Origin of the sequence: Pandoraea sp. XY-2, from assembly GCF_004193915.1 — a bacterium.
GTDB classification, from domain to species: domain Bacteria; phylum Pseudomonadota; class Gammaproteobacteria; order Burkholderiales; family Burkholderiaceae; genus Pandoraea; species Pandoraea cepalis.
In genome coordinates, this window is sequence record NZ_CP030849.1 from 364,634 (window position 1) to 391,011 (window position 26,378).

23 protein-coding genes and 3 pseudogenes are annotated in these 26,378 nt (G+C 62.9%); 17 read left to right on the top strand and 9 right to left on the bottom strand.

What is annotated here, in order from left to right; all coding sequences use genetic code 11:
- Positions 1-19: 19 nt before the first annotated feature.
- The 4 genes and pseudogenes from DRB87_RS01575 to DRB87_RS01590 form a co-directional block, all read left to right on the top strand.
- Positions 20-2,026, top strand: a complete 2,007-nt coding sequence (locus DRB87_RS01575) for a lytic transglycosylase domain-containing protein (RefSeq protein WP_130024610.1) — start codon at positions 20-22, stop codon at positions 2,024-2,026.
- 51 nt (positions 2,027-2,077) lie between these two features.
- On the top strand, positions 2,078-3,028 hold the full coding sequence (locus DRB87_RS01580; RefSeq protein ID WP_130024611.1) for a complex I NDUFA9 subunit family protein: 951 nt from the start codon (positions 2,078-2,080) through the stop codon (positions 3,026-3,028).
- A 64-nt stretch (positions 3,029-3,092) separates the two neighbouring features.
- A complete protein-coding gene (locus tag DRB87_RS01585) occupies positions 3,093-3,737 on the top strand; it encodes a glutathione S-transferase family protein (RefSeq protein WP_130024612.1) in 645 nt (214 codons plus the stop codon).
- Positions 3,734-4,959, top strand: a pseudogene (locus DRB87_RS01590) (multifunctional CCA addition/repair protein); the annotation flags it as partial. The gene DRB87_RS01585 and the pseudogene DRB87_RS01590, both read left to right, overlap by 4 nt.
- Positions 4,960-5,041: 82 nt before the next feature.
- On the opposite strand, the gene DRB87_RS01595 reads toward DRB87_RS01590, so the two are convergent.
- From DRB87_RS01595 to DRB87_RS01605, 3 genes are all read right to left on the bottom strand, one after another.
- Complete coding sequence (locus DRB87_RS01595) at positions 5,042-5,935, bottom strand: glutamate/aspartate ABC transporter substrate-binding protein (protein WP_206100096.1); 894 nt, start codon at positions 5,933-5,935, stop codon at positions 5,042-5,044.
- Between the two features lie 294 nt (positions 5,936-6,229).
- Positions 6,230-6,424 carry a DUF2905 domain-containing protein gene (locus DRB87_RS01600; RefSeq protein WP_017235747.1) on the bottom strand — a complete coding sequence of 65 codons (195 nt, stop codon included), beginning with the start codon at positions 6,422-6,424 and terminating at the stop codon, positions 6,230-6,232.
- A gap of 28 nt (positions 6,425-6,452) precedes the next feature.
- Positions 6,453-7,667 (bottom strand): class I SAM-dependent methyltransferase, encoded by a 1,215-nt coding sequence (locus DRB87_RS01605; RefSeq protein ID WP_130024614.1) that lies wholly within the window; start codon positions 7,665-7,667, stop codon positions 6,453-6,455.
- Positions 7,668-7,925: 258 nt separating this feature from the next.
- On the opposite strand from DRB87_RS01605, the gene DRB87_RS01610 reads away from it, so the two are divergent.
- The 5 genes from DRB87_RS01610 (at position 7,926) to glmS (ending at position 13,573) form a co-directional block, all read left to right on the top strand.
- Entirely contained in the window at positions 7,926-8,777 is an 852-nt protein-coding gene (locus DRB87_RS01610; RefSeq protein WP_240756140.1) for an SDR family oxidoreductase, read from the top strand.
- A 21-nt stretch (positions 8,778-8,798) separates the two neighbouring features.
- The gene (locus DRB87_RS01615; protein ID WP_130024615.1) at positions 8,799-9,194 is read left to right on the top strand and encodes a dihydroneopterin aldolase; all 396 of its coding nucleotides are present in this window, start codon (positions 8,799-8,801) and stop codon (positions 9,192-9,194) included.
- Positions 9,195-9,207: 13 nt separating this feature from the next.
- A complete protein-coding gene (ttcA, locus tag DRB87_RS01620) occupies positions 9,208-10,152 on the top strand; it encodes a tRNA 2-thiocytidine(32) synthetase TtcA (RefSeq protein WP_130027662.1) in 945 nt (314 codons plus the stop codon).
- Positions 10,153-10,263: 111 nt separating this feature from the next.
- Complete coding sequence (gene glmU / locus DRB87_RS01625) at positions 10,264-11,625, top strand: bifunctional UDP-N-acetylglucosamine diphosphorylase/glucosamine-1-phosphate N-acetyltransferase GlmU (protein ID WP_130024616.1); 1,362 nt, start codon at positions 10,264-10,266, stop codon at positions 11,623-11,625.
- A 118-nt stretch (positions 11,626-11,743) separates the two neighbouring features.
- Entirely contained in the window at positions 11,744-13,573 is a 1,830-nt protein-coding gene (gene glmS / locus DRB87_RS01630) for a glutamine--fructose-6-phosphate transaminase (isomerizing) (protein WP_130024617.1), read from the top strand.
- Positions 13,574-13,791: 218 nt separating this feature from the next.
- On the opposite strand, the gene arsN2 is transcribed toward glmS, so the two are convergent.
- Positions 13,792-14,247: an arsenic resistance N-acetyltransferase ArsN2 gene (gene arsN2 / locus DRB87_RS01635; RefSeq protein ID WP_130024618.1), complete on the bottom strand. Its 456-nt coding sequence runs from the start codon at positions 14,245-14,247 to the stop codon at positions 13,792-13,794.
- A 272-nt stretch (positions 14,248-14,519) separates the two neighbouring features.
- Between arsN2 and arsH the strand changes: the two genes are divergently transcribed.
- The 3 genes and pseudogenes from arsH to DRB87_RS01650 form a co-directional block, all read left to right on the top strand.
- Positions 14,520-15,314, top strand: a complete 795-nt coding sequence (gene arsH / locus DRB87_RS01640; protein ID WP_255501474.1) for an arsenical resistance protein ArsH — start codon at positions 14,520-14,522, stop codon at positions 15,312-15,314.
- A gap of 12 nt (positions 15,315-15,326) precedes the next feature.
- Positions 15,327-15,647: a helix-turn-helix transcriptional regulator gene (locus tag DRB87_RS01645; protein WP_130027663.1), complete on the top strand. Its 321-nt coding sequence runs from the start codon at positions 15,327-15,329 to the stop codon at positions 15,645-15,647.
- Positions 15,648-15,803: pseudogene (locus tag DRB87_RS01650) on the top strand (glyoxalase/bleomycin resistance/dioxygenase family protein); the annotation flags it as partial.
- A gap of 75 nt (positions 15,804-15,878) precedes the next feature.
- Here DRB87_RS01650 and DRB87_RS01655 read toward each other — a convergent pair.
- Positions 15,879-16,220 carry a helix-turn-helix transcriptional regulator gene (locus tag DRB87_RS01655; protein ID WP_130024620.1) on the bottom strand — a complete coding sequence of 114 codons (342 nt, stop codon included), beginning with the start codon at positions 16,218-16,220 and terminating at the stop codon, positions 15,879-15,881.
- Between the two features lie 204 nt (positions 16,221-16,424).
- Between DRB87_RS01655 and DRB87_RS01660 the strand changes: the two genes are divergently transcribed.
- Positions 16,425-16,940 carry an arsenate reductase ArsC gene (locus DRB87_RS01660; RefSeq protein WP_130024621.1) on the top strand — a complete coding sequence of 172 codons (516 nt, stop codon included), beginning with the start codon at positions 16,425-16,427 and terminating at the stop codon, positions 16,938-16,940.
- A 2-nt stretch (positions 16,941-16,942) separates the two neighbouring features.
- Positions 16,943-18,015 (top strand): annotated as a pseudogene (gene arsB / locus DRB87_RS01665) (ACR3 family arsenite efflux transporter).
- 151 nt (positions 18,016-18,166) lie between these two features.
- Here arsB and arsC read toward each other — a convergent pair.
- Positions 18,167-18,595: an arsenate reductase (glutaredoxin) gene (arsC, locus tag DRB87_RS01670; RefSeq protein ID WP_130024622.1), complete on the bottom strand. Its 429-nt coding sequence runs from the start codon at positions 18,593-18,595 to the stop codon at positions 18,167-18,169.
- Positions 18,592-19,674 (bottom strand): ArsO family NAD(P)H-dependent flavin-containing monooxygenase, encoded by a 1,083-nt coding sequence (locus tag DRB87_RS01675; RefSeq protein WP_130024623.1) that lies wholly within the window; start codon positions 19,672-19,674, stop codon positions 18,592-18,594. Before DRB87_RS01675 ends, arsC begins: the two co-directional genes overlap by 4 nt.
- A gap of 362 nt (positions 19,675-20,036) precedes the next feature.
- Between DRB87_RS01675 and DRB87_RS01680 the strand changes: the two genes are divergently transcribed.
- Positions 20,037-20,996, top strand: coding sequence for a GlxA family transcriptional regulator (locus DRB87_RS01680; RefSeq protein ID WP_130024624.1), 960 nt, complete (start codon positions 20,037-20,039; stop codon positions 20,994-20,996).
- Between the two features lie 79 nt (positions 20,997-21,075).
- Here the strand turns inward: DRB87_RS01680 and DRB87_RS01685 are convergent, their stop codons facing one another.
- Both DRB87_RS01685 and DRB87_RS01690 read right to left on the bottom strand, forming a co-directional pair.
- A complete protein-coding gene (locus DRB87_RS01685) occupies positions 21,076-21,402 on the bottom strand; it encodes a multidrug efflux SMR transporter (protein ID WP_130024625.1) in 327 nt (108 codons plus the stop codon).
- 81 nt (positions 21,403-21,483) lie between these two features.
- Positions 21,484-22,470, bottom strand: a complete 987-nt coding sequence (locus DRB87_RS01690; RefSeq protein WP_130024626.1) for an SLAC1 anion channel family protein — start codon at positions 22,468-22,470, stop codon at positions 21,484-21,486.
- Positions 22,471-22,780: 310 nt separating this feature from the next.
- Between DRB87_RS01690 and DRB87_RS01695 the strand changes: the two genes are divergently transcribed.
- Together DRB87_RS01695 and DRB87_RS01700 are read left to right on the top strand one after the other, a co-directional pair.
- Complete coding sequence (locus DRB87_RS01695) at positions 22,781-24,811, top strand: aconitase family protein (RefSeq protein WP_130024627.1); 2,031 nt, start codon at positions 22,781-22,783, stop codon at positions 24,809-24,811.
- Positions 24,812-24,934: 123 nt separating this feature from the next.
- Complete coding sequence (locus DRB87_RS01700) at positions 24,935-26,065, top strand: nickel/cobalt efflux protein RcnA (protein WP_130024628.1); 1,131 nt, start codon at positions 24,935-24,937, stop codon at positions 26,063-26,065.
- Positions 26,066-26,378: the final 313 nt, after the last annotated feature.

The following is a 26,378-nucleotide window of genomic DNA, read 5'->3' on the forward strand; positions in this document are numbered from 1 at the left end:
ACCCGACGCTCCCCCGAAGATGTCAGATCGTTTGACCCGAGTATATCGCGCCGTTGCGCTGGCCCTGACCGCTGCCACGCTCGTTGCTTGCAGCACGACCCAGGCAACCGGTCGTTCCAAGGCGCATTCGGCGGCAAGCCGTTCAACGGTATCTGCCGATCAGCTTTCGCAGCGCTCGCCCGACGACATCTTCGTGCAACTGCGCGAAGCGGCCCGCGCCAACGACGCGCCACGCGCCACGGCGCTCGCGGCCATGCTCTCCGGCTACGATGTGCCGTCTTACGTCCAGTACTTCCAGATCAAGCCGCGCATGTTCGACCGCTCGGGCAAGGCGCTCATCGATGCGCCCGACGATGATATCCGCGCCTTCTTGCGCACGTATGACGGTCAGGCGATCGCTGACCGTCTGCGCAACGACTGGCTGCTGGTGCTGGGCAAGCGCCACGACTGGCAGACGTTCGATGCCGAATATCCGAAGTTCGTGCTCGACGACGACACGCAGGTCAAATGCTACGCGCTGATGTCGCGTGCCGCGCGTGGCGAAAATGTCACGCAGGCCGCCACCGAATTGCTGACCACGCCGAAATACTACGGCGAGGGTTGCGTCGACATGATCAATACGCTGGCCGCGAGCGGCCAGTTGCCGCGCAAGGAGGTCTGGCACCAGATCCGTCTGGCCTACGAGGAAAACTACACCTCGCTCGGCAAGCAGATCGCCGATGCGTTGGGCGCCGCGCGCCCGGACGACAGCCTGCTCGACCTGGCCGCCACGCGCCCGGCGCAGATCCTCGCCCGTGGGGTGGACGGCTCGGAAGCGTCGCGCCAGCTCACGCTGCTCGCCGTCGTGCGCATGGCCCGCAGCGACGCCATGCTGGCGGCGAGCAGTTTCTCCAGCGTCGCGGACAGTCTGTCGCCGGACGAGCGCGCCATCGGCTGGGGCAGCATCGGCATGCGCGGGGCGTTGTCGCAGAATCCGATGGCCATCACCTGGTACCGTCAGGCCGGAAACGCCAAGCTCTCGGCGACGGCGCAGGAGTGGAAGATTCGTGCGGCGCTGCGCGCGGGCGACTGGAATCTCGTGCGCACCGGTATTGAAGCGATGCCGGCGGCGTTGCGCGACGACGGTGTCTGGACTTACTGGTACGGGCGTGCACTGCGCGAAGCCGGGAAGGGCGATGCGGCGCGTGCGCAATTCCAGAAGATCGCCATGCAGCCCAACTTCTACGGTCAACTGGCGAACGAGGAACTGGGCAACAAGACGTCGCTGCCACCGCGCACGACCGTCACCCAGGCCGAGGTCGATGCGAACCGGGCGAACGCCGGCTTCCGGCGCGCCGCGAAGTTCTACGATCTCGGTTTGCGTTTCGAAGGCAATCGCGAGTGGAATTGGGAACTGCGCAACATGACCGACCGCCAGTTGCTCGCCGCCGCGCAGTACGCTAACCAGATCGAACTGTTCGACCGCACGGTCAACACGGCCGATCGCACGAAGGTCGAACACGACTTCGCGCTGCGCTACCTGATGCCGTTCCGCGACAAGGTGGAGCCGCTGGCCGCGGCCGTCGATCTTGACGAAGCGTGGGCCTACGGGCTGATCCGGCAGGAGTCGCGCTTCATCATCAATGCCCGCTCGTCGGTCGGGGCAGGCGGTCTGATGCAGATCATGCCGGCCACCGCGAAGATGGTCGCGCGGCAGATCGGCATGGATTACCAGCCGGGCATGATGCACGACATCGACACGAATATCCGTCTGGGCACGAGCTATCTGGCGGATATCTACAACAAGTTCGACGGCTCGGCGGTGCTGGCGTCGGCCGGTTACAACGCCGGCCCGGGACGTCCGCGCACGTGGCGCTCCACGCTGGATCGTCCGGTCGAGGGGGCCATCTTCGCCGAGACGATTCCGTTCAACGAGACGCGCACCTATGTCGAGAACGTGTTGTCGAACACCACGTACTACTCGGCCCTGATCACGGGTCGTCCGCAATCGCTCAAGGAGCGGCTCGGCATCATTCTGCCCCAGTGACCCGGCAGCGGTCGGAGCCGCGAACCCACCGTCATGTCGCGGAGGTGACGCATGCGCCATAACGTTTGTGTCGTGGGTGGCACCGGCTTCGTCGGCAGCCATCTGGTTGCCCGGCTGGTGTCGATGGGATACGCCGTGCGCCTGCCAACGCGGCGTGTCGACGCCGCCAAGGCGCTCGGCGTGCTGCCGGGTGTGGAACTCGTCGAATGCGACGTGCACGATCCGCGCGCGCTGGAGCCTGTGATCGCGGGCAGCGACGCGGTCATCAATCTCGTGGGCATTCTGCACAGCGACCGAGGCACGCCCTATGGCCGCGCGTTCGCGCGCGCACACGTCGAGCTGCCGCGCAAGATCGCGCAAGCGTGCAGCGACCGGGGCATCGCGCGGCTCATCCACATGAGCGCCCTGGGCGCCGATTCGAATGGCCCGAGCATGTACCAGCGCTCGAAGGGCGACGGCGAAGTTGCGATTCGAGCGACGGGGATTCCCGTCACGATCTTTCGTCCGTCGGTCGTGTTCGGTCCGGGCGACCACTTTCTGAATACCTTCGCGGCGCTGCAGCGGCGTTTGCCCCTTGTGCCGCTCGCGTGCGCCACGGCGCGCTTTCAGCCCATTTACGTGATGGATGTGGCGCAGGCCTTCGCGAGTGCGATCGACAACGACGCCACGCTTGGCAAGACGTACGAACTGGGCGGCCCGGAGGTCTACACGCTCGAAGCACTCGTTCGCTTTGCGGGCGCCGCGTGCGGCTGCGAGCGGCCGATCCTGCCATTGCCGGAGGGCGCCGCGCGCCTGCAGGCCGCTTTCTTCGAGAGGCTGCCGGGCGAGCCGATCATCACGCGCGACAACCTCGATTCGATGCGTGTCGATAACGTCATGAGCGGCCCTCTGGCGCCCGAACTCGGGCTTACGCCGAATGGGCTCGAGATTGCCGTCGATTATCTCGACGGCGATAACGAGGAGCGTCGTCTGTCGGACTACCGGCGTTACGCGGGGCGCTGACACCTCACTCTTTTCAATCCGGCGCGTCACTCCCCGATGCGTCATGCGCGCAAGGAACGTCTTCATGCAACTGATCATTGCCAACAAGAGATACTCGTCGTGGTCGATGCGTCCGTGGGTCGTGCTCAAGCACTTCGGCATCGCCTTCGAAGAATGCAACGTCTGGCTCGCGCAGCCCGACTCACGTGAACAGATTCTGCGCTATTCGCCCACCGGTAAAGTCCCGTGCCTGATCGATAACGGCATTACCGTCTGGGACTCGTTGGCCATCTGCGAGTACCTGGCAGAGAGCTATCCGCATCTGCCGCTATGGCCGAAGTCGCGTGAAGCGCGAGCCCATGCGCGCAGCGTTTGTGCCGAGATGCACAGCGGATTCACCGCCCTGCGCACGCATATGTGGATGAACGTCGGCGTGCATTGGCCGGGGGCATCCGCGACGGATGAGGTGCTTGCCGATGTCCGTCGTATCGAAGCGATCTGGGAGGATTGCCTCGCGCGCCACGACGGCCCGTTCCTGTTTGGCGACTTCACTATTGCCGATGCGTTCTACGCCCCGGTGGTGATGCGTTTCGCAACGTTCGAGCCCGCGTTGTCGGCGCGCGCACAGGCGTATGCCAATCGCATTCGCGAAGTGGCGGCCGTGCAGGCGTGGGTGGCTGCGGGACGCGGCGAGACGCAGCGTGTGGCTTACTACGAAGCGCGTCCATGAAGATTTATGCGGTTGGCGGCGCGATTCGCGACGCCATGCTGGGTTTGCCCGTCAAGGATCGGGACTACGTGGTGGTGGGCGCGACGCCCGAGGAGATGGTGCGGCAAGGCTTCAAACCGGTGGGCCGCGACTTCCCGGTGTTTCTGCATCCCAAGACGCAGGCCGAGTACGCGCTCGCCCGCACCGAGCGCAAGACGGCGCGCGGCTATCACGGATTTTCGTTCTACTTCGCCCCCGAAGTCACCCTCGAAGAAGACCTTGTGCGACGCGATTTCACCATCAATGCGATGGCGCGCGAAGTCATGCCCGACGGCAGTCTGTCGGATCAACTGGTCGATCCCTATGGCGGCCGGCGCGATCTGGAGGCGAGGCTGTTTCGCCACGTCGGCGAGGCTTTCGCGGAAGATCCCGTGCGGATTCTTCGGTGCGCCCGTTTTGCCGCGCGCTTCACGGACTTTTCGGTGGCCGACGAGACGCTCACGCTCATGCGCGAGATGACGGCCAACGGCGAGGTCGATGCGCTGGTGGCCGAGCGCGTCTGGCAGGAAATTTCACGCGGGCTGATGGAGCATCGGCCGTCGCGCATGTTCGATGTCTTGCGCGCATGTGACGCCATCGATCGCATCCTGCCCGAGGTGGCCCGGTTATGGGGGTGCCGCAGCGCGCCGACTTCCATCCCGAAGTGGACACCGGCGTACACGTGATGATGGTGCTCGACTACGCCGCGACGCAGGGCTATTCGCTGCCGGTACGCTTCGCCGCCCTCACGCACGATCTCGGCAAAGGCACGACGCCTGAAGACGTATTGCCGCGTCACATCGGGCACGAGGGACGAAGTGTCGACTTGCTCAAGCCCTTGTGCGCGCGTTTGCGCGTGCCGGTCGATTGCCGTGAGCTGGCGCAGGTCGTGGCACGTGAGCACGGCAACATCCACGCGAGTCCGAAGTTTGGCGCGGCGGCGCTCGTGCGTCTGCTGGAGCGGTGCGACGCCCTGCGCAAGCCCGACCGCTTCGTGGAGATACTTCAGGCTTGCGAAGCCGATGCGCGTGGACGCGGCGGGGATTTCGCCACGGCACCCTATCCGCAACGCGATCGGTTGATGGCGGCGCTGGGCGCGGCGCGCAGCATCGATGCGGGCGCGGTGGCGCGACTGTATGCCGACAACCCTGTGAAGATTCGCGACGCCGTGCAAGCCGCAAGAATCGATGCCGTCGAGGCGGCGGGGCTGGGGGCGAGGGGCGCTGAGTCGCCCGGGGCATGCGAGACGTTCGCGTCTGCGCATGCCCGCGACAAACGAGGGTCGCTTACTCGAACGCCTTGTCGTTCGGATTCGCGTAGATCTGCTTGAGTTGTTCGCTCATCGCGAAGTTGAAGTTGATCTGCTTCGGCGGCACCGGCGATTCGAACCACTTCTTGTACATCGTGTTGATCTCGCCGCTCTTCATCACGCCGGCGAGCGTATCGTCGACGAGCTTCTTGAACTCGGCGTCGCCGTGTCTCATCATGAAACCGTAGGCTTCGAACGATTGCGGCGTGCCCGTGACGACCCAGTCGTCGGGGTTGCGGCCCATCGTGCGCGCACCGGCGAGCAGCACATCGTCCATCATGAACGCCTGTACGCGACCGCCCTGGAGCATGGTGAAGGATTCCCCATAGTCCTTGCCCGAGATCACGCTCATGTTCATCTTCTTCTCGTTGTTCATCCTGTTCAGGATGCGCTCCGACGTCGTGCCCGCATTGGTCACGACCGGCTTGCCCGCCAGATCCGGGAAGTCCTTGATGCCCGAGTGCTTGTTCACGAGCAACCGCGTGCCCGCGACGAAGAAGGTGTTCGAGAAATCGACCTGCGCCTGGCGCGCCTTCAGGTTCGTCGTCACGCCGCACTCGATATCGACGGTGCCGTTCTGCACGAGGGCAATGCGGTTTTGCGAGGTAACGGGGATGAAGCGCACTTGCAGGTCAGGTTTCTTCAGGCGCGTCTTCACCGCATCGACGACCTTGTTGCACAGGTCCTGCGAATAACCGATGACGTTGTGATTGTTGTCGTAGTACGAAAACGGAATCGACGACTCGCGATGCCCAATCGAGATCACACCGCTGCTCTCGATCTTCTGCAGCGTCTCCGAGGCGGGCTGCGCCAACGCCGCTCCCGTCGCGAACCCCATCGCTACGCCCAGCATCATCCCGGTCAATCGCATCTTGATCATGTCCTGCTCCTGAAATGGCCTCACTTTGATTCGTGATTGAATCATTTGTTGCATAGTAATTTTTTTGCAACAAATGATCAAATCGTAGTTAACCCTAGCGATGGCTGCCGTCCGGCGCGCCGCGATGACGGCGACGCGCGCAGACATGCGTCGGGCCGACGATCGGCGGCGGATCGGGGCTGCGGGTGGACGCGCGGAGCGGGGGGCTGGCGGCGCCGGGGGAAACCGAGAGGCGCGTGCGGGGTTGGCGGATGTTGCAACAGGTGTTGCGTCGCTCGCCAGTGACTACAGGAGGCGGATCAGCAGATTGAAGACGAGCGAGAGCACGACGGTCGAGGCGAACGGGAACACCATTTCGCGGCCGCGCCAGCGAAGGCGCAGATCTCCGGGCAACCGGCCAATGCCGAGCTTGGTGAGCCACGGCGAGGCCGCCGAGAGGATGCAGATCGCGATGAAAATCGTGAACATCCAGCGAAACATATCGGTGTGGCCTCGCGGTGAAGGGGTGTCAGAGGGCGTGGCTGCGGTCGCCGGTGGCGAAGCCGAGCAGGCCCGCCCACTCGTCCATGCCGCGACCGAACGCGATGACCTTGAAGAGTTCGCCCATCTCGGCTTCCGAGAGCAGCTTGTGCGCGGCGGCGGCGGCCGGCAGGAACACCTTCGGATCGGACGGATCGAGTGCGCTCATCAGCTCGATGATGCCGGCGTTCATCAGGAATCGGGCTTGCGAGGTGAAGCCCAGCAGATCGAGACCGGCTTCGACGCCGGCATCGGCAATCCCTGAAAACTCCACGTGAGCCGTGATGTCCTGCAAGCCGGGGTAATAGAACGGATCGTCGTGCGCGTGGTGGCGGTAGTGGCACATCAAGGTGCCGTCTGCGCGCTGCGGATGATAGTACTCGCGCGCGGGAAAGCCGTAGTCGACGAGCAGCAAGACGCCGCGCGCGAGCAGGGGCGCCACGCTGCGCACGAATGCCGAGGCGGCTTCGTGGGTCTCCGTCCGATATTCCTGCGTCGGCGGCAGATCGGCCAGCGCGTCGAGGGCCTGCGGCAATGGGCCGGTATGGCGATGGGCGTCCCAGGCGAAACCGTCTTGCGTACGCACTACGCCACGTTCGAACCAGACGGGCTGCCCAGTGTCGTCCGGGCGGCGTGTCCACAGGCGCACCGGCATGGCGTCGAGCACTTCGTTGCCGAGCATCACGCCGTGAAAGGCGTCGGGCAACCGGTCGAGCCACGTGACACGATCGAGCAGATGCGGCGCGGCGCGGGCAATGGTTTCGCGCTGGCGCGCTCGCAGTTCGCCGGAGAGTTCCATGATCGAGTAGCGCTCGCAGGGCGTGCCTTCGGCGTCGAGCGCGAGCAGCAAGTCGGCCGCCAGACGCCCGGACCCAGCGCCGAATTCGAGCACCTGTGCGTCGCCCGTCTGTTCGAAGATCTCACCGATCTGACGGGCCAGCGTGCGCGCGAAAAACGGCGTGAGCTCCGGCGCCGTGACGAAGTCGCTTCCGTCGGCGGCCAGGCGCCCGAATTTCGCGGCACCGGCGGCGTAGTAGCCGAGGCCGGGCGCGTAAAGGGCCAGTTCCATGAAGCGATCGAACGGCAGCCAGCCGCCGGCCGCGTCGATGGCGTCGGCAAGATAGGCCGTGAGGCGGCGCGAGTGTTCGAGCGCGTCCGGCTCGGGAACGGGTAAACTATGGGGTTTCGGTGCGGCCTGATTCATGCGGGCATTGTAGCGGAGACACTGTCGGCTGGCTGCTTTGGTTGGCATTGACGTGTCTGCGGACGATTTCTGGGTGATTTTTGACAGTTTTCGTCAATTTTCAGTCGTTTTTTCGCGGTTTTCGCCAGTGTTTGCGGTGCATGTCCGCTGCATGGATGCCGCGCGAGGGCGTCGCGAGCGACGGCGCCGAGCATGGATCCAAGCCCATCGCCGTCCGAAGTGCATCGACCCAACCGCCCTCTGACAGGAATTCGCCGCATGACCGTTGCATCGACGCCACGCCCTACGTCCGCCGCAGGTGATGCCGCCTGCACGCCGGCTGTGCCGTCGGTGCCACGTGTCGCGCTCGTGACGGGTGGCGCGCGTCGGATCGGCCGCGCGATCGCGCTGCGGCTCGCCGGTGTGGGGTGGGACGTCGCGGTTCACTACGAGCGTTCGCACGACGAGGCGCTCGAGACCGTCGCGGCCATCGAGGCGCTGGGGCGCCGGGCGGTCGCGTTGCAGGCATCGCTGGCGGATGAAGCCGCCACGGCCGGGCTCATCGGCCGGTGTGCCGAGGCGCTGGGCGTGCCCGCTTGCCTCGTCAACAATGCCTCGCGTTTCGAGTACGATAGCGCGGGCGATTTCGGCTATCAGGCGCTGGAGCGCCACATGCGCGTGAATGCGGGCGCACCGCTCGTGCTCGCGCGCGAGATGCATGCCGCATTGGGCGAGTCGGGGCGAGGCGTCGTCGTCAATCTGCTGGATCAGAAGCTGGCGAATCCGAACCCTGATTACCTGTCGTACACGCTGTCCAAGGCCGCGCTGGCGGTGGCCACGACGTTGCTTGCCCAGGCGTTCGCGCCCCGCTTGCGCGTGGTCGGCGTGGCGCCGGGCGTGACGCTGCTGTCGGTCGACCAGACCCCGACGGGCTTTGCGGCGGCACATGCGGCCACGCCGTTGGGCGCATCGTCGACGCCGGAGGACATCGCGCAGGCGGTGGCGTATCTGGCCGACGCGCCTGCGGTGACCGGCACCGTGTTGTATGTCGATGGTGGGCAACATCTCGCGAGTTCATCGCGTGACGTGAAATTTCTGACCGAGCCGGCCGATGCCGACCGGTCTCGTTGATTGTCATTAAGAGTTTTCAAAATGCATAGCGCTCTTTCCCACCCTCGCCTGATGGACTGCCGTCGCATGTTCCTGCGCGACTATGAAGTGTTCGTCAACATCGGCGTGCACGATTACGAGAAGCGTGGCGAGCAGCGCGTGCTGATCAATGTGCAACTGTTCGTGCCGCTCGCCGAGAGCACGCCCTTGGCGGACAAGCTCGACGAAGTGGTCGATTACGACTTCATGCGCGAGACCATTGCCAAGCGCGTAGGGCTGGGCCACATCCACCTGCAGGAAACCCTGTGCGACGACGTCGCGAGTGCGCTGCTCGCGCATCCGCGTGTGCGCGCCGTGGGCGTGTCGACCGAGAAGCCCGACGTCTATCCCGATTGCCACTCGGTCGGCATCGAAGTGTTCAAGATGAAGGATGTTTGACATGAGTGCCGTCATGCCCGAGACCGGCGCACCGCTGGTCGCGACCGGAAACGTCGCCCCCGATAGCGTGAAGAAAGCGCAGAAGCTCGCGTTCGAGAACAACAAGCTCGAGAAGCGGCTGTTCCGTCTGACGGGACAGGCCATTGGCGACTACAACATGATCGAGCAGGGCGATCGTGTGATGGTGTGCATGTCCGGCGGCAAGGACAGCTATGCCATGCTCGACATCCTGCTCAAGCTTCGCGAGCGTGCACCGATCGACTTCTCGATCGTTGCCGTCAACCTCGACCAGAAGCAGCCCGGGTTCCCGGAACATGTGCTGCCCGACTACTTCCGTTCCATCGGCGTGGATTTCCACATCGAGAATCAGGACACATACTCGATCGTCAAGCGCGTGGTGCCCGAGGGCAAGACCACGTGCTCGCTGTGCTCGCGCCTGCGTCGCGGCATTCTCTACCGCGTGGCGGGCGAACTCGGGGCGACCAAGGTGGCACTGGGCCACCACCGCGACGACATCATCGAGACCGTCTTCCTGAACCTGTTCTACGGTGGCAAGCTCAAGGGCATGCCGCCGAAGCTGCAGTCGGACGACGGCAAGAACGTGGTGATCCGCCCGCTCGCCTACGTGCGCGAATCGGATCTCGAACGCTACGCGGAGTACAAGCAGTTCCCGATCATTCCGTGCACGCTGTGCGGCAGCCAGCCGAACCTGAAGCGTGCCGAGATGAAGTCGCTGATTCGCCTGTGGGAGAAGCAGCATCCCGGGCGCATCAAATCGATTTTCAGTGCGCTGTCGAACGTGGTGCCGTCGCATTTGATGGATACGAACCTTCACGACTTCAAGAATCTGCGCGCGACGGGGCAGCCCGATCCGCTCGGCGATATTGCGTTCGACGAAGCGCCGTGCGGCGACGAGAACGACACGGGCATCATCCGGATTACGCAATTCGACGACTGATCGCGAGCGGCTTCATTCGCGGCATCGACACCCGAGGCGGCCTGCCGGACAAACCGGCGCGCTCGCCTGACCCTGACACACGAACTTCCACTTTCGAATCGTCACGACACCATGAATATTGTGATTCTCGCCGCCGGCATGGGAAAGCGCATGCGCTCGAAGCTGCCCAAGGTGTTGCAGCCGCTGGCCGGCCGGCCGCTTCTGTCGCACGTGATCGCGACCGCACGCAAGCTCACGCCGGGCAAGCTCATCGTGGTGATCGGACACGGGGGTGAGGCCGTGCGCGACGCAGTGGCCGGCGACGGCGTGCATTTCGCCGAGCAGGCACAGCAGTTGGGCACCGGACACGCCGTGCAGCAAGCGGTGTCGCTGCTCGACGAATCGGTGCCGACGCTGGTGCTCTACGGCGACGTGCCGCTCACGCGCCCCGAGACGTTGCAGGCGCTGCTCGACGCTGCGGGCAGCGAGAAGCTGGGCGTGCTCACCGTCGATCTGGACAACCCGACGGGGTATGGCCGGATTGTGCGCGACGCGGCGGGCAACGTGCTGCGCATCGTCGAACAGAAAGATGCCAACGAGGCCGAACTGGCCATTCGCGAAATCAACACCGGCATCATCGTGGCGCCGACGCGCGCGCTCAAAGGGTGGCTGGCCGGTCTGAAGAACCAGAACGCGCAGGGCGAGTACTACCTCACCGACGTGATCGCGTGTGCGGTCGCGGACGGCGTGCCGGTCGTCACCACGCAACCGGCCTTCGCGTGGGAGCCCAACGGCGTGAACGACAAGGCGCAGCTCGCCGAGCTTGAGCGCGACTACCAGCGCAATGCGGCGGGCGCGCTGCTGGCGGCGGGCGTGACCCTGATCGATCCGGCGCGTTTCGACCTGCGCGGCGAGATCGCGTGCGGCACCGACGTCTCGATCGATGTGAATTGTGTGTTCGAAGGCAAGGTGACAATTGGCGATGGCGCGACCATCGGTCCGAACTGCGTAATTCGCAACTGCACCATCGGCGCGGGCACGCGCATCGAGGCGTTCAGTCACCTGGACGGCGCCGTGGTGGGCGCCGACGCGCACGTGGGGCCCTACGCACGTCTGCGACCGGGCGCAGATCTGGCCGACGAGGTGCACATCGGCAACTTCGTGGAAGTGAAGAATGCGTCGCTCGCGAAGGGCTCGAAGGCCAACCATCTGGCGTATGTCGGCGACTCGACGGTGGGCGCGCGGGTCAATATCGGCGCGGGCACCATCACTTGCAATTACGATGGCGCGAACAAGCATCGCACGGTGATCGAGGACGACGTCTTCATCGGCTCGGACACGCAGCTCGTGGCGCCGGTGACGGTGCGGCGCGGCACGACGATCGCCGCCGGCACCACGGTGTGGAAGGACACGCCGGAAGATTCGTTGGTGCTCAACGGCAAGACGCAGGAAGCGAAGACGGGTTACCTCCGTCCGCGCAAGCAGAAGCAGTAAAATCGGCGGTTATGGACCGGCGTGCGAAGCAGTCGCAAGCACAGGCGCGCGCCGGCGAGTCAAAACGGATTGAATCCGATCGAATGCGCCAGGGTTTCTGGCACGAAGGGAAACGAATATGTGCGGCATTGTCGGCGCGGTAGCGCGACGTAATGTAGTACCGGTGTTGGTCGAAGGGCTGCGCCGTCTGGAGTACCGTGGCTACGACTCGTGCGGCGTCGCGGTATTGAAGGATGGTGTGCCGCAGCGTGCGCGCAGCGTATCGCGCGTGGCGGATCTCGATGAGCAACTGGCGCAGACGCATCTGGGCGGCGAGACGGGCATTGCCCACACCCGCTGGGCGACGCATGGCGCGCCGATCACGGACAATGCGCATCCGATCTTCTCGCGCGACGACGTGGCGCTGGTGCACAACGGCATCATCGAGAACCATGAGAGCCTGCGCGATGAACTGCGCGGCCTCGGCTACGAATTCGTGTCGCAGACCGACACCGAGGTCATTGCGCACCTGGTGCATCACCTGCTGTCGAACGGCGCCGCGGGCGATCTGTATCACGCGGTGCGTCTGGCGACGCGCCGTCTGCACGGCGCCTACGCCATCGCGGTGTTCCGCAAGCAGGAGCCGCACCGCGTGGTCGGCGCGCGCGCGGGGTCGCCGCTGGTCGTGGGCGTGGGTGAGGGCGAGAACTTCCTCGCCTCGGATGCGCTGGCGCTGGCCGGCACGACCGATCAGTTCATCTACCTGGAAGAGGGTGATGTCGTCGAACTCACGCTTGAGGGCGTGAAGATCGTGGACCGTCACGATGTGGCCGTCGAGCGCGAAGTGCGCACGGTGCAGGCATACACGGGTGCGGTGGAGCTGGGGCCGTATCGTCACTACATGCAGAAGGAAATCTTCGAGCAGCCGCGTGCGATCGGCGACACGATGGAGGGCGTGGAAGGCATTTCGCCGACGCTGTTCGGCGAGAAGGCCGAAGCGGTGCTCAGCAGCGTCGACTCGATCCTGATTCTGGCGTGTGGCACGAGCTATTACTCGGGCCTGACGGCCAAGTACTGGCTGGAGTCGCTGGCGCAGATTCCGACGCAAGTGGAAGTGGCGAGCGAGTATCGCTATCGAGACAGCGTGCCGAATCCGAAGACGCTGGTGGTAACGATTTCGCAGTCGGGCGAGACGGCCGACACGATGGCGGCGCTCCAACATGCGCAGTCGCTGGGCATGACGAACACGCTGGCGATCTGCAACGTGGGCACGAGTGCGATGGTGCGTCAGACGGCGCTGCACTACCTCACGCGCGCGGGGACGGAGATCGGCGTGGCGTCGACGAAGGCGTTCACCACGCAGTTGACGGCACTGTTCTTGCTGACGCTGACGATTGCGAAGCTGCGCGGGCGATTGACGCCGGCGCAGGAAGCCGACTATCTGACGCAGTTGCGTCACTTGCCGGCGGCGCTGCACAGCGTGCTGGCGTTGGAGCCGCAGATCATCGCGTGGGCGGAGGACTTTGCGCGTCGCGAGAATGCACTGTTCCTCGGGCGCGGGCTGCATTACCCGATCGCGCTGGAAGGCGCGCTCAAGCTCAAGGAAATCTCGTACATTCACGCCGAGGCGTATCCGGCTGGCGAACTCAAACATGGTCCGCTGGCGCTGGTGACGGAAGAGATGCCGGTGGTGACGGTCGCGCCGCGTGATGCGCTGGTCGAGAAGCTGAAGTCGAACATGCAGGAAGTGCGTGCGCGTGGCGGCCAGTTGTATGTATTCGCTGACGCGGACACGCAGATCGCGAACGCCGACGGCATCCACGTGATTCGCATGCCGGAGCACTACGGCCAGCTGTCGCCGATTCTGCACGTCGTGCCGCTGCAATTGCTCGCGTATCACACGGCCTGTGCGCGCGGCACCGATGTCGACAAGCCGCGGAATCTGGCCAAGTCGGTGACGGTGGAGTGAGGCGGGAAGGGCTGGCGGATGGCTTGGCAACTTCGATTAGTTGCACTTAAGTCATTTGGAGAAGTTTCGCTTTAGGCCACGAAAAAATCCCGGACGTTCATATGGGATAAGGCTGAAGCGAAACTTCCCGAGCGAGTGCTCTCGTCCCCCCACACATCTCGGCTGCGTTTCAGAATGCGCTGAGAATAGCGTGTGCCCGGTTGCGACTCGTTGTGGCGTTACGCGCGCAATGTCTTGTACATGCAGGTCGCGGATGCCGGGCAAATGCTGGCGAATTGCGAACTCGCCTGTAGCGCTTGCGGCACGGCGCTTCGGTCCACAATCACGTATCCCGCACGGGCAAAGAACGGGCCCGCTGTGGTGGTCAGCAAGTAAAGGGCTTCCATGGCTTGCTGCCGGGCTTCCGCTTCCGCCGCAGTGACCAGCGCACGCCCAATCTGCATACCTCTGACGCTTGCTCTAACGGCGAGCGAGCGCAGTAGACCGACCGGACCGTAGGGTTCCAACCCGGCACTTCCGACGACTTCCCCACCGCTTGTTGTCGCGACGAGAAAGGCTATCCGTGTCGGCTCGGTAATGTCCTCCCATGGCAAGTCGCACTTTGCCAGGAGCGCTCGTATCTGAGGAAGGTCCCTTGCCCCCGCCCGTCGGATTGTGATGCCACGTTTGTCCATCGCGATTGACTCCGGTGAAACGTCAGGCCGCGAGCGCGACACCCAAATGGAAGTGCGGCGTTTGTATCTGTGCGAGTCCAGCCCATGTCGCCGCCAATCCGCTCTCCGCGTTTGACGGGGAAGGGCTTGAGCGCGGCTGATTCAGCGGCGAACTCGACGCGTTGGGTTCCATACCGGGGTGTCCCCTCGCTTCCCATGGATTGCTTGGTCTGGAACGGCGACTTTCGGCGATTCTACTTGCAATTATTTGATATTTCCATAAATATCGAACAATAGAATGCTCAACGGACCGATTCAATGACCCCCCTGACCCGAACGGAACAACCTTTCCGGCTGCAAAGACGGAATATCTCGACACGTCCATCGCGGCACGCCTTGGCATGCCAGGCGCCGCACCGGTGCGGATCCTCCTTTTGTATGGCTCGCTGCGCCAGCGCTCGTACTCCAGGCTGCTCGTGGAAGAGGCCGCCCGCTTGCTCCAACGGTTCGGTGCTGAAACGCGCATCTTTGACCCGCGAGGGTTGCCGTACCCGGACGAACCGGGCGTTGAAGACCATCCGAAGGTCAAGGAGCTACGCGAGCTCTCCATCTGGTCTGAGGGCCAGGTCTGGTGCAGCCCCGAGCGTCACGGGACGGTTTCTGGCGTCCTGAAGACGCAGATTGACCAGTTGCCTTTGTCGATGGGCGGGATCCGGCCGACTCAAGGACGCACGCTTGCGGTGATGCAGGTCAGTGGCGGCTCGCAGTCGTTCAATACCGTGAATCAACTGCGCCAGTTGGGCCGTTGGATGCGTATGTTCACCATCCCCAATCAGTCGTCGGTCGCGAAGGCCTACGATGAGTTTGATGACGCCGGCCGTATGAAGCCGTCGCCGTACTACGACCGCGTTGTGGATGTGATGGAAGAGCTCGTGAAGTTCACGCTGTTGCTGCGTGGGCGCGCGGACTACCTCGTCGACCGATACAGCGAACGAGCCGAGAAGGGGCGGATGCTCGATGTGAACGCAGACTTGGCGTCGCTCGCGATGGGGATGAACGCAACACCGCAACATGAAGAGGTGGAGTAAGCGGTGGCCAATATTGATTCGAGGCGTGCTGTCACCGCGCTCGCCGCGCTTGCTCAGGAGTCGCGCCTCGCGGCGTTCCGATTGCTCGTGACGGCCGGGTCAGCGGGCATGAACGCGGGGGCTATTGCCGACGCGCTCGGTACGCCGGCCCCGAGCTTGTCATTTCACCTGAAGGAATTGACCCACGCGGGCCTTATCGAAGGCCATTCGCAGGGGAGAAACGTCATCTACCGGGCGAACTACGAAAGCATGCAGACGCTCATCGATTTTTTGCTGGAGAACTGTTGCGCGGCCGAAAAATGTGGCCGCGCTTCCAGCGTGGCGGAGATGTAAATGAAGCGGTTTCACGTACATGTTGTCGTGCCGCGCCTCGACGAAAGCGTACGCTTTTACAGTGGCTTGTTCGGCGCGGAACCTACCGTGCTGACGGGCGACTATGCCAAGTGGATACTGGAAGACCCGCGCGTCAATTTCGCGATTTTGTCCCGCTGCTGCTGAGCGTCGTGCAGATGCGAAATGGCCGCCTGATCAGGCGGCCATCTTCTTGTCTTCGTGCATGGAGGGTCAGGCAGCGACCGCCTTCGGTTTGCACTTGACCGTCTTCTTCGGCGTACACGCCTCGGCACCTTGGCAGCAATTTTCCGTCAGGAAGTCGATGAGCCTGTTCATGTGGTCAATCGCCGGTGCGTAATAGATGAATCGCCCCTCCTGGCGCGACGTGATAAGGCCGGAGTGGGCCAATTCCTTCAGGTGGAAGGACAACGTGGCGCTCGCGAGACCGAGGGCCTCTTGAATCACGCCAACGCTGAGCCCGTCCGGCGCGGCTGTGACGAGCAGGCGAAAAACCGCAAGGCGGGTAGGCTGCGCCAAGGCGGCAAGAGCTTTGACTGCGTCGTTTTCCTTCATGATGCTGGGTCGCATTGGTTAAGCAACCATTCTAAGCCTATCGCGATGGCTATGGCACGTGAGCTGCTTCCGATGGCCCGACCCGGTGAATGGGGTAACAGCCCGGTGACTTACCGTCCCCAAGTCGGTTGTCGGACGCCAACATTTCGATTATATTGGAAATATAGATTTAATTCGGCCAGGCCCAACCCGCGGAGAATTATCGTGACCGAACAACGCAAATACAACGTCCTCTTCCTGTGCACGCACAACTCAGCGCGCTCGATTCTCGCGGAGGCCGCGTTGAACGCGCTGGCCGGTGACAGATTTGTCGCCTACAGTGCGGGCAGCCATCCGGGGAAGGCTCCGAATCCGCACGGTATCGCGTTGCTGCGCTCGCAGCACATTTCCGTTGAAGGGCTCCGGAGCAAGAGCTGGGACGAGTTTGCGGTCGACGGCGCACCACGCATCGACTTCATTTTCACCGTTTGCGATGACGCGGCAGGTGAAGTCTGCCCGATTTGGCCCGGTCATCCGGCCAAGGCCCACTGGGGTGTGCCCGACCCTTCGCAGGTCGAGGGTAGCGACGAGGAAAAGCGCCGGGCTTTCCTGAAGACCTTCGTGCAGCTCAAGAAGCGCATCGAACTGTTCACAAACGTGTCGCTCGACAAGCTCGACCGTATGGCGGTTCAGAAGGAGATGCAGAACATCGGCACGTCGTTGCGCGAGAAAGGGGAGTAAGGATGTCGGACAGTCAAACCGTCGATACGCCGTCGGAGAACGCTGCGGGAGGTATCGGGTTCTTTGAGCGATACCTGTCCGTGTGGGTTGCCTTGTGCATCGTCGCAGGTATCGGGCTCGGCAAACTGATGCCCGGCGCCGTGCAGTCGATTTCCGCGCTCGAGGTCGCTCACGTCAATCTGCCGGTGGGGCTCCTCATCTGGGTGATGATTATCCCGATGCTCCTGCGAATCGACTTCGCCTCGCTGGGTAAGGTTCGCAGCCAGCTCAGGGGATCGGCGTCACGCTCGTTATCAACTGGGCGGTGAAGCCGTTCACGATGGCGTTCCTCGCGTGGGTATTCGTGCGGCACGCGTTCGCCGCGATGCTGCCGGCCGACCAATTGGATAGCTATGTTGCCGGCCTGATTCTTCTGGCTGCCGCGCCGTGTACGGCGATGGTATTCGTCTGGAGCCAACTGACGAAAGGTGACCCATACTTCACGCTCTCGCAGGTAGCGCTGAACGACCTGATCATGGTCTTCGCGTTTGCGCCGATTGTCGGACTGTTGCTGGGCATTTCGAACATTGCCGTGCCGTGGGATACGCTGCTCACTTCCGTGGCGCTGTATATCGTCATCCCGGTCATCATCGCGCAGCTCATTCGCAAGATGCTGCTGGCCGGAGGGGAACCTGGCTTTCAGCGCGCACTCGCCAAGATTGGGCCATTCTCCATTGCAGCGCTGCTGCTCACGCTGGTGCTGCTGTTTGCTTTCCAAGGTGAGCAAATCATTGAGCAACCGGGCGTTATCGTGCTCCTCGCGGTGCCCATCCTGATTCAGGTCATCATCAACGCATCGCTTGCCTATCTGGCCAACCGCAAGCTCGGTGTCGCCCATGAGGTCGCTGCGCCGTCGTGCCTGATTGGGGCCTCGAACTTCTTCGAGCTGGCTGTGGCCACTGCAATCAGCCTCTTTGGCCTCAAGTCAGGCGCAGCCCTGGCAACGGTTGTCGGGGTTTTGATTGAAGTGCCGCTCATGCTTGCGGTCGTGAAGGTGGTGAACGCTTCCCGACAGTGGTATCAACGTCAGTCGTAAGGTCACCCGGCAGGCCGCGAATTCGCGGCCTGCCGCATTTTGATACGACCTCGTGCGATTCATGGCCGGCATCGGTGATGCCGACCTCAAGGTTGTTCTAACGTGGATTCTGGCAGGCGCACCGCAGCAGTAGCGCGCCTGAACTCGCTGATCACCCCTTGATGAGGCGGTTGCCTGCACTGTCGACGACGACTTCACCGTCTTCCTTGGTGAAGGCACCCTGTTGCGGCGCCTGCAAGATATCCAGAACCACCTCAGACGGACGGCACAGTCGCACACCGAGGTCAGTCGCAACGATAGGCCGATTGATGAGGATGGGGTGAGCCATCATCGCATCCAGAAGCTGGTCGTCCGTTACGCCTTGTTCGCCCAGCCCCAGCGCTGCGAACGGCGTGCCTTTCTCGCGCACGACCTCGCGCACCGAGAGGCCCGACCGTTCGATGAGATCGACGAGTTGGTCGCGCGTGGGAGGATTCTTGAGGTATTCAATGACTTCGGGTTCGATACCGGCATTCTGAATCATGGCCAGCGTGTTGCGCGACGTCCCGCAATCGGGGTTGTGGTAGATGGTGACCTTCATGAGCTACTCCGTTCTCGAGTTGATGCAAGGTATTCGGCAACCTGATTGGCCGTGTCTCGAGCACTACGCATCACGCCGATGAGCGTTGCTGACGCGAAGCCTGTCCACTCGCCATAGCCCACGAGCCATAGTCTGGGTTCGCGAACGGCGTGAGTGCCTTCGGTTGCTACGCGTCCGTCGCTTTCGAGCACCCCTAACCCGTCCAAGTGGTCCAGGGCTGGCCGGAAGCCGGTGCACCAGATGACGACATCCACGGGCGAGTGAGAACCGTCCGCCCAGACCACACCGTCTGCGACGAAGCGCGAGAACGGCCGTACCGAGTGGAGTACACCCCGTGCCCTGGCTTCCTTTACGCTCTTTACCATGACGACGTCGCCGAGACCGCCGGTAGGTGCCGGGGCCGGTCTGCCTTCGCTTTGTGCTTTCCACTTTTCCGTCGCGCGCTCGAAAAGCACTCTGCCATCCACGTCGTCCGGCAGGAAAAGTGGCTCGTCTACCGTAACCCATGTCGCGTTACAGGCCTGCGACACCTCCGCCAATATTTGGGCGCCCGAGTTGCCACCTCCAACGACCAGGACGTTCTTGCCGTGAAGCGCATCGGCATTTCGGTAATGGGCTGAGTGAAGTTGCTCTCCTTGGAACAGTTCCTGCCCGGGATAAGACGGGATGAAAGGCTTCTTCCACGTACCCGTGGCGCTAATCACCGTTTGTGCCAACCAGTTGCCGTCATTGGTTTCGACAAGCAGGCGCGTATCCGCCCGCTTCACAGAGGTCACGTGCACGGGACGTCGAACCGGAATTTGATATCGCCGTTCGTAATCGGTCAGATAGCGAACGATTTCGTCGCGCAACGGATATTCGCTCTCGCTGCGTGGCATTGGCCAGCCGGGGAGTGAACTCCATTGCGCCGGCGAGAACAATCGCAGCGAATCCCATGCCTGCAGCCATGCGCCACCGGGAGCGGGCTGCTCGTCCAACAGAACGTAGTTCAAGCCGGCACGGCGGAGGAAGTAGGCGACAGCCAGTGCAGACTGACCGCCTCCAATGACGCAAACGTCGGTTGAATGGATTTGTTGCATCGTGAGTGTGGCCAAGTCCGAGACTAACCAATATTTCCATAATGCCGGAAATGTCGCCTTGATGCTCGGCGGTGTATCTCTGTCTCTTGAGAGTGTGTGTTTGGATTGCCACGGCGCGTGGGGATTCCTGACGGAGAGTCTTTACGCCGACAGCGCATGCTCTCGACATCCATTGTTCCGATTCGCGCCTCGGGGCGATTCAGGGAGCGTCATTCAGGGCGACGTAGCCCTGACATCAATCCGCTCATGGCGCGGCGCGATCGTTCCATCTCGGCCAGAATACGTGAATTCTCGGCCACGTTCTGGCGAGTGAAGGTCGAGGCAGCTACACTGGAATGTCATCGGGACTACAGGTCGCGGCCATGAAAGTTGCTGTGCTCACCTTTCCAAACGTGCAAATGCTGGACGTTGTCGGGCCAGTGGAAGTGTTTCACGAAGCGGCGCGACAAGCCGGCGCGCCGTCGACCTACCAGTTTGAAATTGTCTCCACGACGCCCGGCATGTTGCTGGCGTCCAACGGGATGCGGATCACACCCGACGCGACACTGGACACGAGCAGCGCGGATATCGATACGCTGTTGATTGCGGGCAGTCCATCGATGCAGCTTCTGGAGGACGATGCAGCCATCCGTGAATGGATACTGCGTTACGCAAAGACGGCGCGTCGTATTGGCTCCGTCTGTTCAGGCGCGCTCCTTCTCGCGCGCGCGGGCTTGCTCGACGGGCGCAAGGCCACCACACACTGGAATTACACGGCGCGCCTGAGCCGCCTGTACCCGAAGGTGGACGTCCAACCGGACCAAATTTTCGTCAGGGACGGTGGCATCTACACGTCGGCGGGCGTGACGGCGGGGCTGGACCTCGCCTTGGCGCTCGTGGAGGAAGACCTGGGGCGAGCCGTCGCCATGAAGGTCGCGCGTCAGTTCGTCATGTTTCTCAAGCGCCCCGGCGGGCAGTCGCAGTTCAGTGCGCATCTGAGCGCACAGGTGTCGGAGAAGAGCGCGATTCGCGACGTGCAGGAATGGGTGCTTCAGAATCTGTCCCAGTCGCTATCGGTCGAAGCGCTTGCGGAGCGTGCCGGAATGAGTGCGCGAAATTTCGCGCGCATCTTCAAACAGGAATGTGGCACAACCCCCGCATCGTTCGTCGAGGACGCCCGCATCGATGCGGCACGCAGACTGCTTGAGGAAACCAAACACCCCTTGAAGAAAGTGGCGAGTCTGACGGGTTTTGCCGATCCTAATGGACTGCGGCGCGCCTTCCTGCGCAAGCTCAGTGTCTCCCCAGTGGACTACCGCCGACGCTTTCGGATGGCCGCTTAGCGGCATACGACCGACGCGTCGCCCCGCCTCGTGGGACCGTGCCGGTCGGCACGGCGTACCGATATCGATTGGCGCGAAGCTAAGCAATTGCGCCGGCCGTAATGCGCAAGCCGACGACGCCGGACAGAATGAGCGCGATACATACCACGCGCGCCACCGACGCGGATTCGCCGAGGAAGATCATGCCGACAACGGCCGTTCCGGCTGCGCCAATCCCTGTCCAAACTGCATAGGCCGTGCCGACCGGGAGCGATCTGAGCGAAGTGTTCAACAACCAGATGCTGCCTAGTCCGGTGATGGCGGCATAGACGCTTGGCCAGAGCCGGCTGAACCCCGCCGACCATTTCATCCCGAAGGCGAAAGCAATTTCCAGAAGTCCAGCGACACTGAGCACGATCCAAGACATAGCGAATTACCGATGTAGCGTAGGGGCGATCAAAATGAAAACGCCCTCCGGGCAGAGGGCGCCGTGGCAGAGCCGGCAATTTCAGCCGACCAGAAGTCGATGAGTGAACAGGCGGTGCAACGTGCGCACGAAGAGCACGAGGATGGCAGCGCTCAGGAAGGCCAGGATAAGGCCGGCGAGCCCCTTGAGCACCCAGGTATCCGAGTAGGCCGCGTACTTGATGGCCGCATTGGACAGCGCCGCGATCGGGAAGCTGACGGCCCACCACGAGGCAGCGAAGGGAATCGACCGGCGGAAGACCTTGAGCGAGAGCGAGATGAACAGGAACAGGCCGAAGTAAAAGAGCAGGGCGGCAAACATGTCCACGTGGTGGGTGACGTTCACGTACGCCAGGAAGCCCACTTCGAACGGTGCAATCATGATGATCAGCGACGGCACCATGCCGACCGGCAGCGGTTCATGATGCACCACGCGCGAGAAGATCATCGTGAAAAACACGAGCGCCATCATCGTGCCGATTGCTATCGAAAACATGTTCAGTTCGTGCGCCCACGCCATCGGCATCGTGCCGCCTGCCACGGCGATATCGAGTGTGGCAACGCCGGGAATCAACCAGGCCGGCGCCGCATGGGCCGGATCCTCCTTGCCTCGGAAGAGCCGACCCGCGATAACGAACGCGAGACCGATCGTCAGAATGGATCCGAGGGTCCAGATGACTTCGCCGAGCGCCGCGCTGTAGAAGCCGACGACGGACGAGAGCAGCAGCACCGCAATCGTGATGGTGCCGAAGAAGTTGCCTGCGACGGGATGATGGAATTCCGCTTTGACGACCGCGGGATACCGCGCCCACTTGACGGCGTAGCCGATTGACAGGGCCAGGAACGTGAGAATGGCGATGACGCCAATCCCCTCTGCGATTTCTACATCGGCGCCGAAGAGCTGATGTGCTCCACGCCACGCAAGCGACAGTCCGGAAATGCCCATGACTGACGCAAACAAATTGACGGGCAGGTGCTTTACCGAGCTTCGCGGCTGAATATATTGCGTAGCGTTGGTGGCATGACTCATGATGTCCTCACTGACTTTCGGTCTTACGCCGGTGCCGCGGTGGCAACCCGGCTCGCTGGAGCGAAGCGTCGCTCGCGCCGTGAGGAAATTATGGGATGCGGTGCGCAAGACCGAAAGTGACGTAATGCGGCAATTCCTGCCAACGTTGTGGCAGACATTGCCATCTGCGGGGAAAGGCGCGCCAGCTATGTGTCAGAGGCGCGTCGCGCGCGCAAGCCGGGGCCTTCGCAAATCGGGATGGCGACCTGCATGAATCGGCACTTCAGGATCGCGTGAGCGTTCGGTACATTTCCGGGACCAGGAGCGCTGCATGACCGACCTTCACATTCCAGGCCGCATTCTCTTCCTCAGCGAAGACCCCGATACGATCGATGCCCAGCTTCAAGGGCATACACTGAATCTTGCGCAGGCGGGGTCGCTGCGCAACGATGTGTCGACCGACGAGATCACGCCGATTCCGGTGCTGACGTATTACGACGACCGTCTGGGACGCTATCCCTACGTCGGCCTGAAGGCCGGCGAGCGGACACCGATCGGCACGGACGGCGTGAAGCACGGCGGGTTCAGCGTGACAGTCGCTGGCAAACGCTACGGGAAAGGCTCCTCGCGCGAGCACAGTCCGGTCGCGGAACGTCGTGCGGGCATCGTCCTGGTCATCGCGGAAAGCTTCGAGCGCATCTATCGACAGAACGCCGACAACGTCGGCTTGTTCACGTCGACGGACTTCGGACTCATCGACCGAATCCAGCGGGGTGAAGCGATCGACATCGAGGAACTGGTGGCGCCGCGTGACACACTCGCTGCCGCGATTCTGAGGCACGGTGGCCTGCTCAAGTACGGCCAGGCGCGCATGCGCGACGTTCGCCCTTACGCCATGGCGAACACGTCGCCCAGGCCGCAGACCCTCGCGGAGAAGATTCTGTCGCGTCATCTCGTTGTGACCGACGATGTCGCCGGCGGCTTGCAGCCCGGCGTCGGCGGATTCGTGAGAGCCGACTGGCGTTTCATTCATGAGTACTACACGGGCATGTGTACCCACATGCTGCATGTGGCCTTCGGGCAACCGACGGTGCTCCACGCGCCGCAGTCAATCGTCGCCTTCGAAGATCATCTCTCGTATTCGAACCGTAGCCCGGTGCATAGCAAGGACGAGCTGATGACCGGCGTCTACCACTTGTCGAACGCGCATCGCGGCTTCGTTCGCGAGTACGGCATTCGCCATCATGGCTACCTCGGCGACGCCGACGTGTCGGATGGAAATGGCTCCGAAGGCATTTCGCACGCCATCATGGCCGAGACGTATGCGTTGCCGGGACAGGTCGTGGTCGGCACGGACTCCCATACGCCGCATAGCGGTGCGGTGGGTTGCGTGGCGTTCGGCGTGGGAACGACGGACATGGCCAACAGCATGGTCACCGGTGCCGTGCGGTTGACGGTGCCCGAGTCGCTGCGCATCGATCTCGTGGGTCGGATTCCTGCGGGCGTGACGGCAAAGGACATCGTGCTCGAACTGCTCGCGGCGCCCCGCATCAAGGCAGGCGCGGGCGTGGGCAGGATCTTCGAGTTCACGGGAGAGGCGATCAAGCAGTTGTCGACCGACGAGCGCGCTACGCTGACGAACATGACCGCCGAACTGGGCGGATTTACCGGCATCGTTGCGCCGGACGAGGAAACGGTTCGATTCCTGCACGAACGCCGAGGGGTGACGTTCGTCATTGAAGACTGGATGCACAGTGACGAGGGCGCAGTCTACGCGGACGTCATTCGCATCGATTGCAGCGCGGTCGTCCCGATGGTGGCGCGGCCGGGCGATCCCGGGAACGGCGTGCCGATCACCGACGTCACTGAAGGACCGATTCGCTTCGACATTGCCTATGGCGGATCCTGCACCGCCGGCAAGCGTGAAGACTTCGACTATTACCATGCGGTCCTGTCATGGGCGGCGGAGCGCGGGCTGACGGTGCCCTCGCATGTGAAGTTGTATCTGCAATTCGGGACCGTTGCCGTTCGGGACTACTGCGAGCGTCGTGGCTACCTGAAAGCGTTCGAGCAGGTGGGCGCGGAATTGTTGCAGCCCGCATGCGGCGCGTGTGCGAACTGTGGCCCGGGGTCGTCGACGCACGCCGAGCAGGTGACGATCAGTGCCATCAATCGGAATTTCCCAGGGCGCTCCGGACCCGGCAAGGTTTGGCTGGCCAGTCCGCCGACGGTCGCCGCGAGCGCCATCGCCGGTGAGTTGGTGTCGTTTGAGGAATTGCAGCGACGGTTCGGTGATCGCCTGCCGGACGCGCAGTCTCCATCGACGTCGCCGAGAGCGCTCCCTTCGTCTTCGCGTGCCTGAGCAATCCCCCGCCCTTGCGAGGGCTCGAGGGGCGGAGCGACGCGAGAAACGTGTAGAAAAAAGTGGCGCCAATATACTGGGGTGGAGTATATTGGCGCACCCACACTATGCACCTTCTCCGACATGGCCGACTTCGCCAACCTACTTCAACAGGGTAACGCGTGGCTTTTCATCCCCAGCGCAATCCTGCTCGGGGCGCTCCATGGACTCGAGCCTGGACATTCCAAGACGATGATGGCCGCGTTCATCGTGGCCATTCGCGGCACGATTGGGCAAGCGGTGTTGCTCGGCCTGTCGGCGACGGTGTCGCACACGGCGGTCGTTTGGGGCGTGGCGTTAGGCGGCTTGTATCTCGGCCGGAATTGGGACGCGCAAGCGACCGAACCGTACTTTCAGATCGCCTCGGCGGTGCTGATCGTCGCCGTCGCCTGCTGGATGGTCTGGCGCACTTGGCGCGATCAACATCACCACGGTCATGACCACGGCCACGACCATGATCACAGCCACGGCCACACCCACGAGCATGATGAGACGCGAGTCATCGATACGGGGCACGGTCTGGTCCGTCTGGCGATCTTCGAGGAGGACGTGCCTCCGCGCTTTCGTTTGTCTCGCCAAGGAAATCACGGTCAGGATTGGGCGGCGGATAACGTACGACTCGAGACCGAGCGTCCGGGAGGCGCCAAGCAAACGTTTACGTTTGTGCCGCGTGACGGGTATCTGGAGTCTGTCGAAGAGATTCCGGAGCCTCATGCGTTCAAGGCGCGCCTGCTGCTGGAACATGGCTTCCATCGTCATGGCTACGATGTCGAGTTCACGGAGCACGATCATTCGCATGGCGGCCTGGAGGTGGCCTCGGACGAATACCAGGACGCCCACGAGCGGGCGCACGCCGACGACATCAAGCGCCGCTTCGCGAATCGGGACGTCACGACCGGGCAGATCGTCATGTTCGGTCTGACGGGCGGACTGGTGCCGTGCCCGGCGTCGATTACGGTGCTACTGCTTTGCCTTCAACTCAAGAAGTTCGCGCTGGGGGCAGGGCTGGTGCTGTGCTTCAGCATTGGACTGGCGCTCACCATGGTGGCCTCCGGCACGCTCGCCGCGCTCAGCGTCAAACACGTGTCCAGACGTTGGAGCGGCTTCGGTGAGTTCGCGCGCAAGGCGCCCTATTTCTCCAGCGCCCTGATCGTAATGGTCGGCTTGTATGTGGGCTACCAGGGGTATCTCGGCTTGGCGACAGCGACTCACTGACACACCGCGTTTTGGCGATCGGCGGGCATCGTGCCCGACCGCGTCCCCTCCTTCCCCATTCCTCCGAGCAGCACATTGCGTCAAGGCCGAGCCGGCCGACGTTGCTTATGGCGGGCAGCCCACAGAATCGTAGTTCGTCATGATGTTCGTCATTTCGGCAGATAAATCACAGATTTCGACGAAATGACGCTACATATCATCCGACACTCTCCCTAGAATGGATGTGGCGGTGCTTGCACAAACGTCGAAGCCATCGATTCGGCGTGGTGCTGGCCAGCCCTGCCGTTCGACGTTTCCATTCGAGGGGAAGACC

Bases quoted from the DNA above. Each gene is read 5' to 3' on its own strand.
- DRB87_RS01655 (WP_130024620.1), bottom strand. From the start codon at position 16,220: ATGAAGGAAAACGACGCAGTCAAAGCTCTTGCCGCCTTGGCGCAGCCT.
- glmU (WP_130024616.1), top strand. From the start codon at position 10,264: ATGAATATTGTGATTCTCGCCGCCGGCATGGGAAAGCGCATGCGCTCG.
- DRB87_RS01610 (WP_240756140.1), top strand. From the start codon at position 7,926: ATGACCGTTGCATCGACGCCACGCCCTACGTCCGCCGCAGGTGATGCC.
- DRB87_RS01615 (WP_130024615.1), top strand. From the start codon at position 8,799: ATGCATAGCGCTCTTTCCCACCCTCGCCTGATGGACTGCCGTCGCATG.
- DRB87_RS01685 (WP_130024625.1), bottom strand. From the start codon at position 21,402: ATGTCTTGGATCGTGCTCAGTGTCGCTGGACTTCTGGAAATTGCTTTC.
- glmS (WP_130024617.1), top strand. From the start codon at position 11,744: ATGTGCGGCATTGTCGGCGCGGTAGCGCGACGTAATGTAGTACCGGTG.
- DRB87_RS01695 (WP_130024627.1), top strand. From the start codon at position 22,781: ATGACCGACCTTCACATTCCAGGCCGCATTCTCTTCCTCAGCGAAGAC.
- DRB87_RS01600 (WP_017235747.1), bottom strand. From the start codon at position 6,424: ATGTTTCGCTGGATGTTCACGATTTTCATCGCGATCTGCATCCTCTCG.
- DRB87_RS01690 (WP_130024626.1), bottom strand. From the start codon at position 22,470: ATGAGTCATGCCACCAACGCTACGCAATATATTCAGCCGCGAAGCTCG.
- DRB87_RS01680 (WP_130024624.1), top strand. From the start codon at position 20,037: ATGAAAGTTGCTGTGCTCACCTTTCCAAACGTGCAAATGCTGGACGTT.
- ttcA (WP_130027662.1), top strand. From the start codon at position 9,208: ATGCCCGAGACCGGCGCACCGCTGGTCGCGACCGGAAACGTCGCCCCC.
- arsC (WP_130024622.1), bottom strand. From the start codon at position 18,595: ATGAAGGTCACCATCTACCACAACCCCGATTGCGGGACGTCGCGCAAC.
- arsN2 (WP_130024618.1), bottom strand. From the start codon at position 14,247: ATGGACAAACGTGGCATCACAATCCGACGGGCGGGGGCAAGGGACCTT.
- DRB87_RS01675 (WP_130024623.1), bottom strand. From the start codon at position 19,674: ATGCAACAAATCCATTCAACCGACGTTTGCGTCATTGGAGGCGGTCAG.
- DRB87_RS01595 (WP_206100096.1), bottom strand. From the start codon at position 5,935: ATGCGATTGACCGGGATGATGCTGGGCGTAGCGATGGGGTTCGCGACG.
- DRB87_RS01575 (WP_130024610.1), top strand. From the start codon at position 20: ATGTCAGATCGTTTGACCCGAGTATATCGCGCCGTTGCGCTGGCCCTG.
- DRB87_RS01580 (WP_130024611.1), top strand. From the start codon at position 2,078: ATGCGCCATAACGTTTGTGTCGTGGGTGGCACCGGCTTCGTCGGCAGC.
- DRB87_RS01585 (WP_130024612.1), top strand. From the start codon at position 3,093: ATGCAACTGATCATTGCCAACAAGAGATACTCGTCGTGGTCGATGCGT.
- DRB87_RS01605 (WP_130024614.1), bottom strand. From the start codon at position 7,667: ATGAATCAGGCCGCACCGAAACCCCATAGTTTACCCGTTCCCGAGCCG.
- DRB87_RS01700 (WP_130024628.1), top strand. From the start codon at position 24,935: ATGGCCGACTTCGCCAACCTACTTCAACAGGGTAACGCGTGGCTTTTC.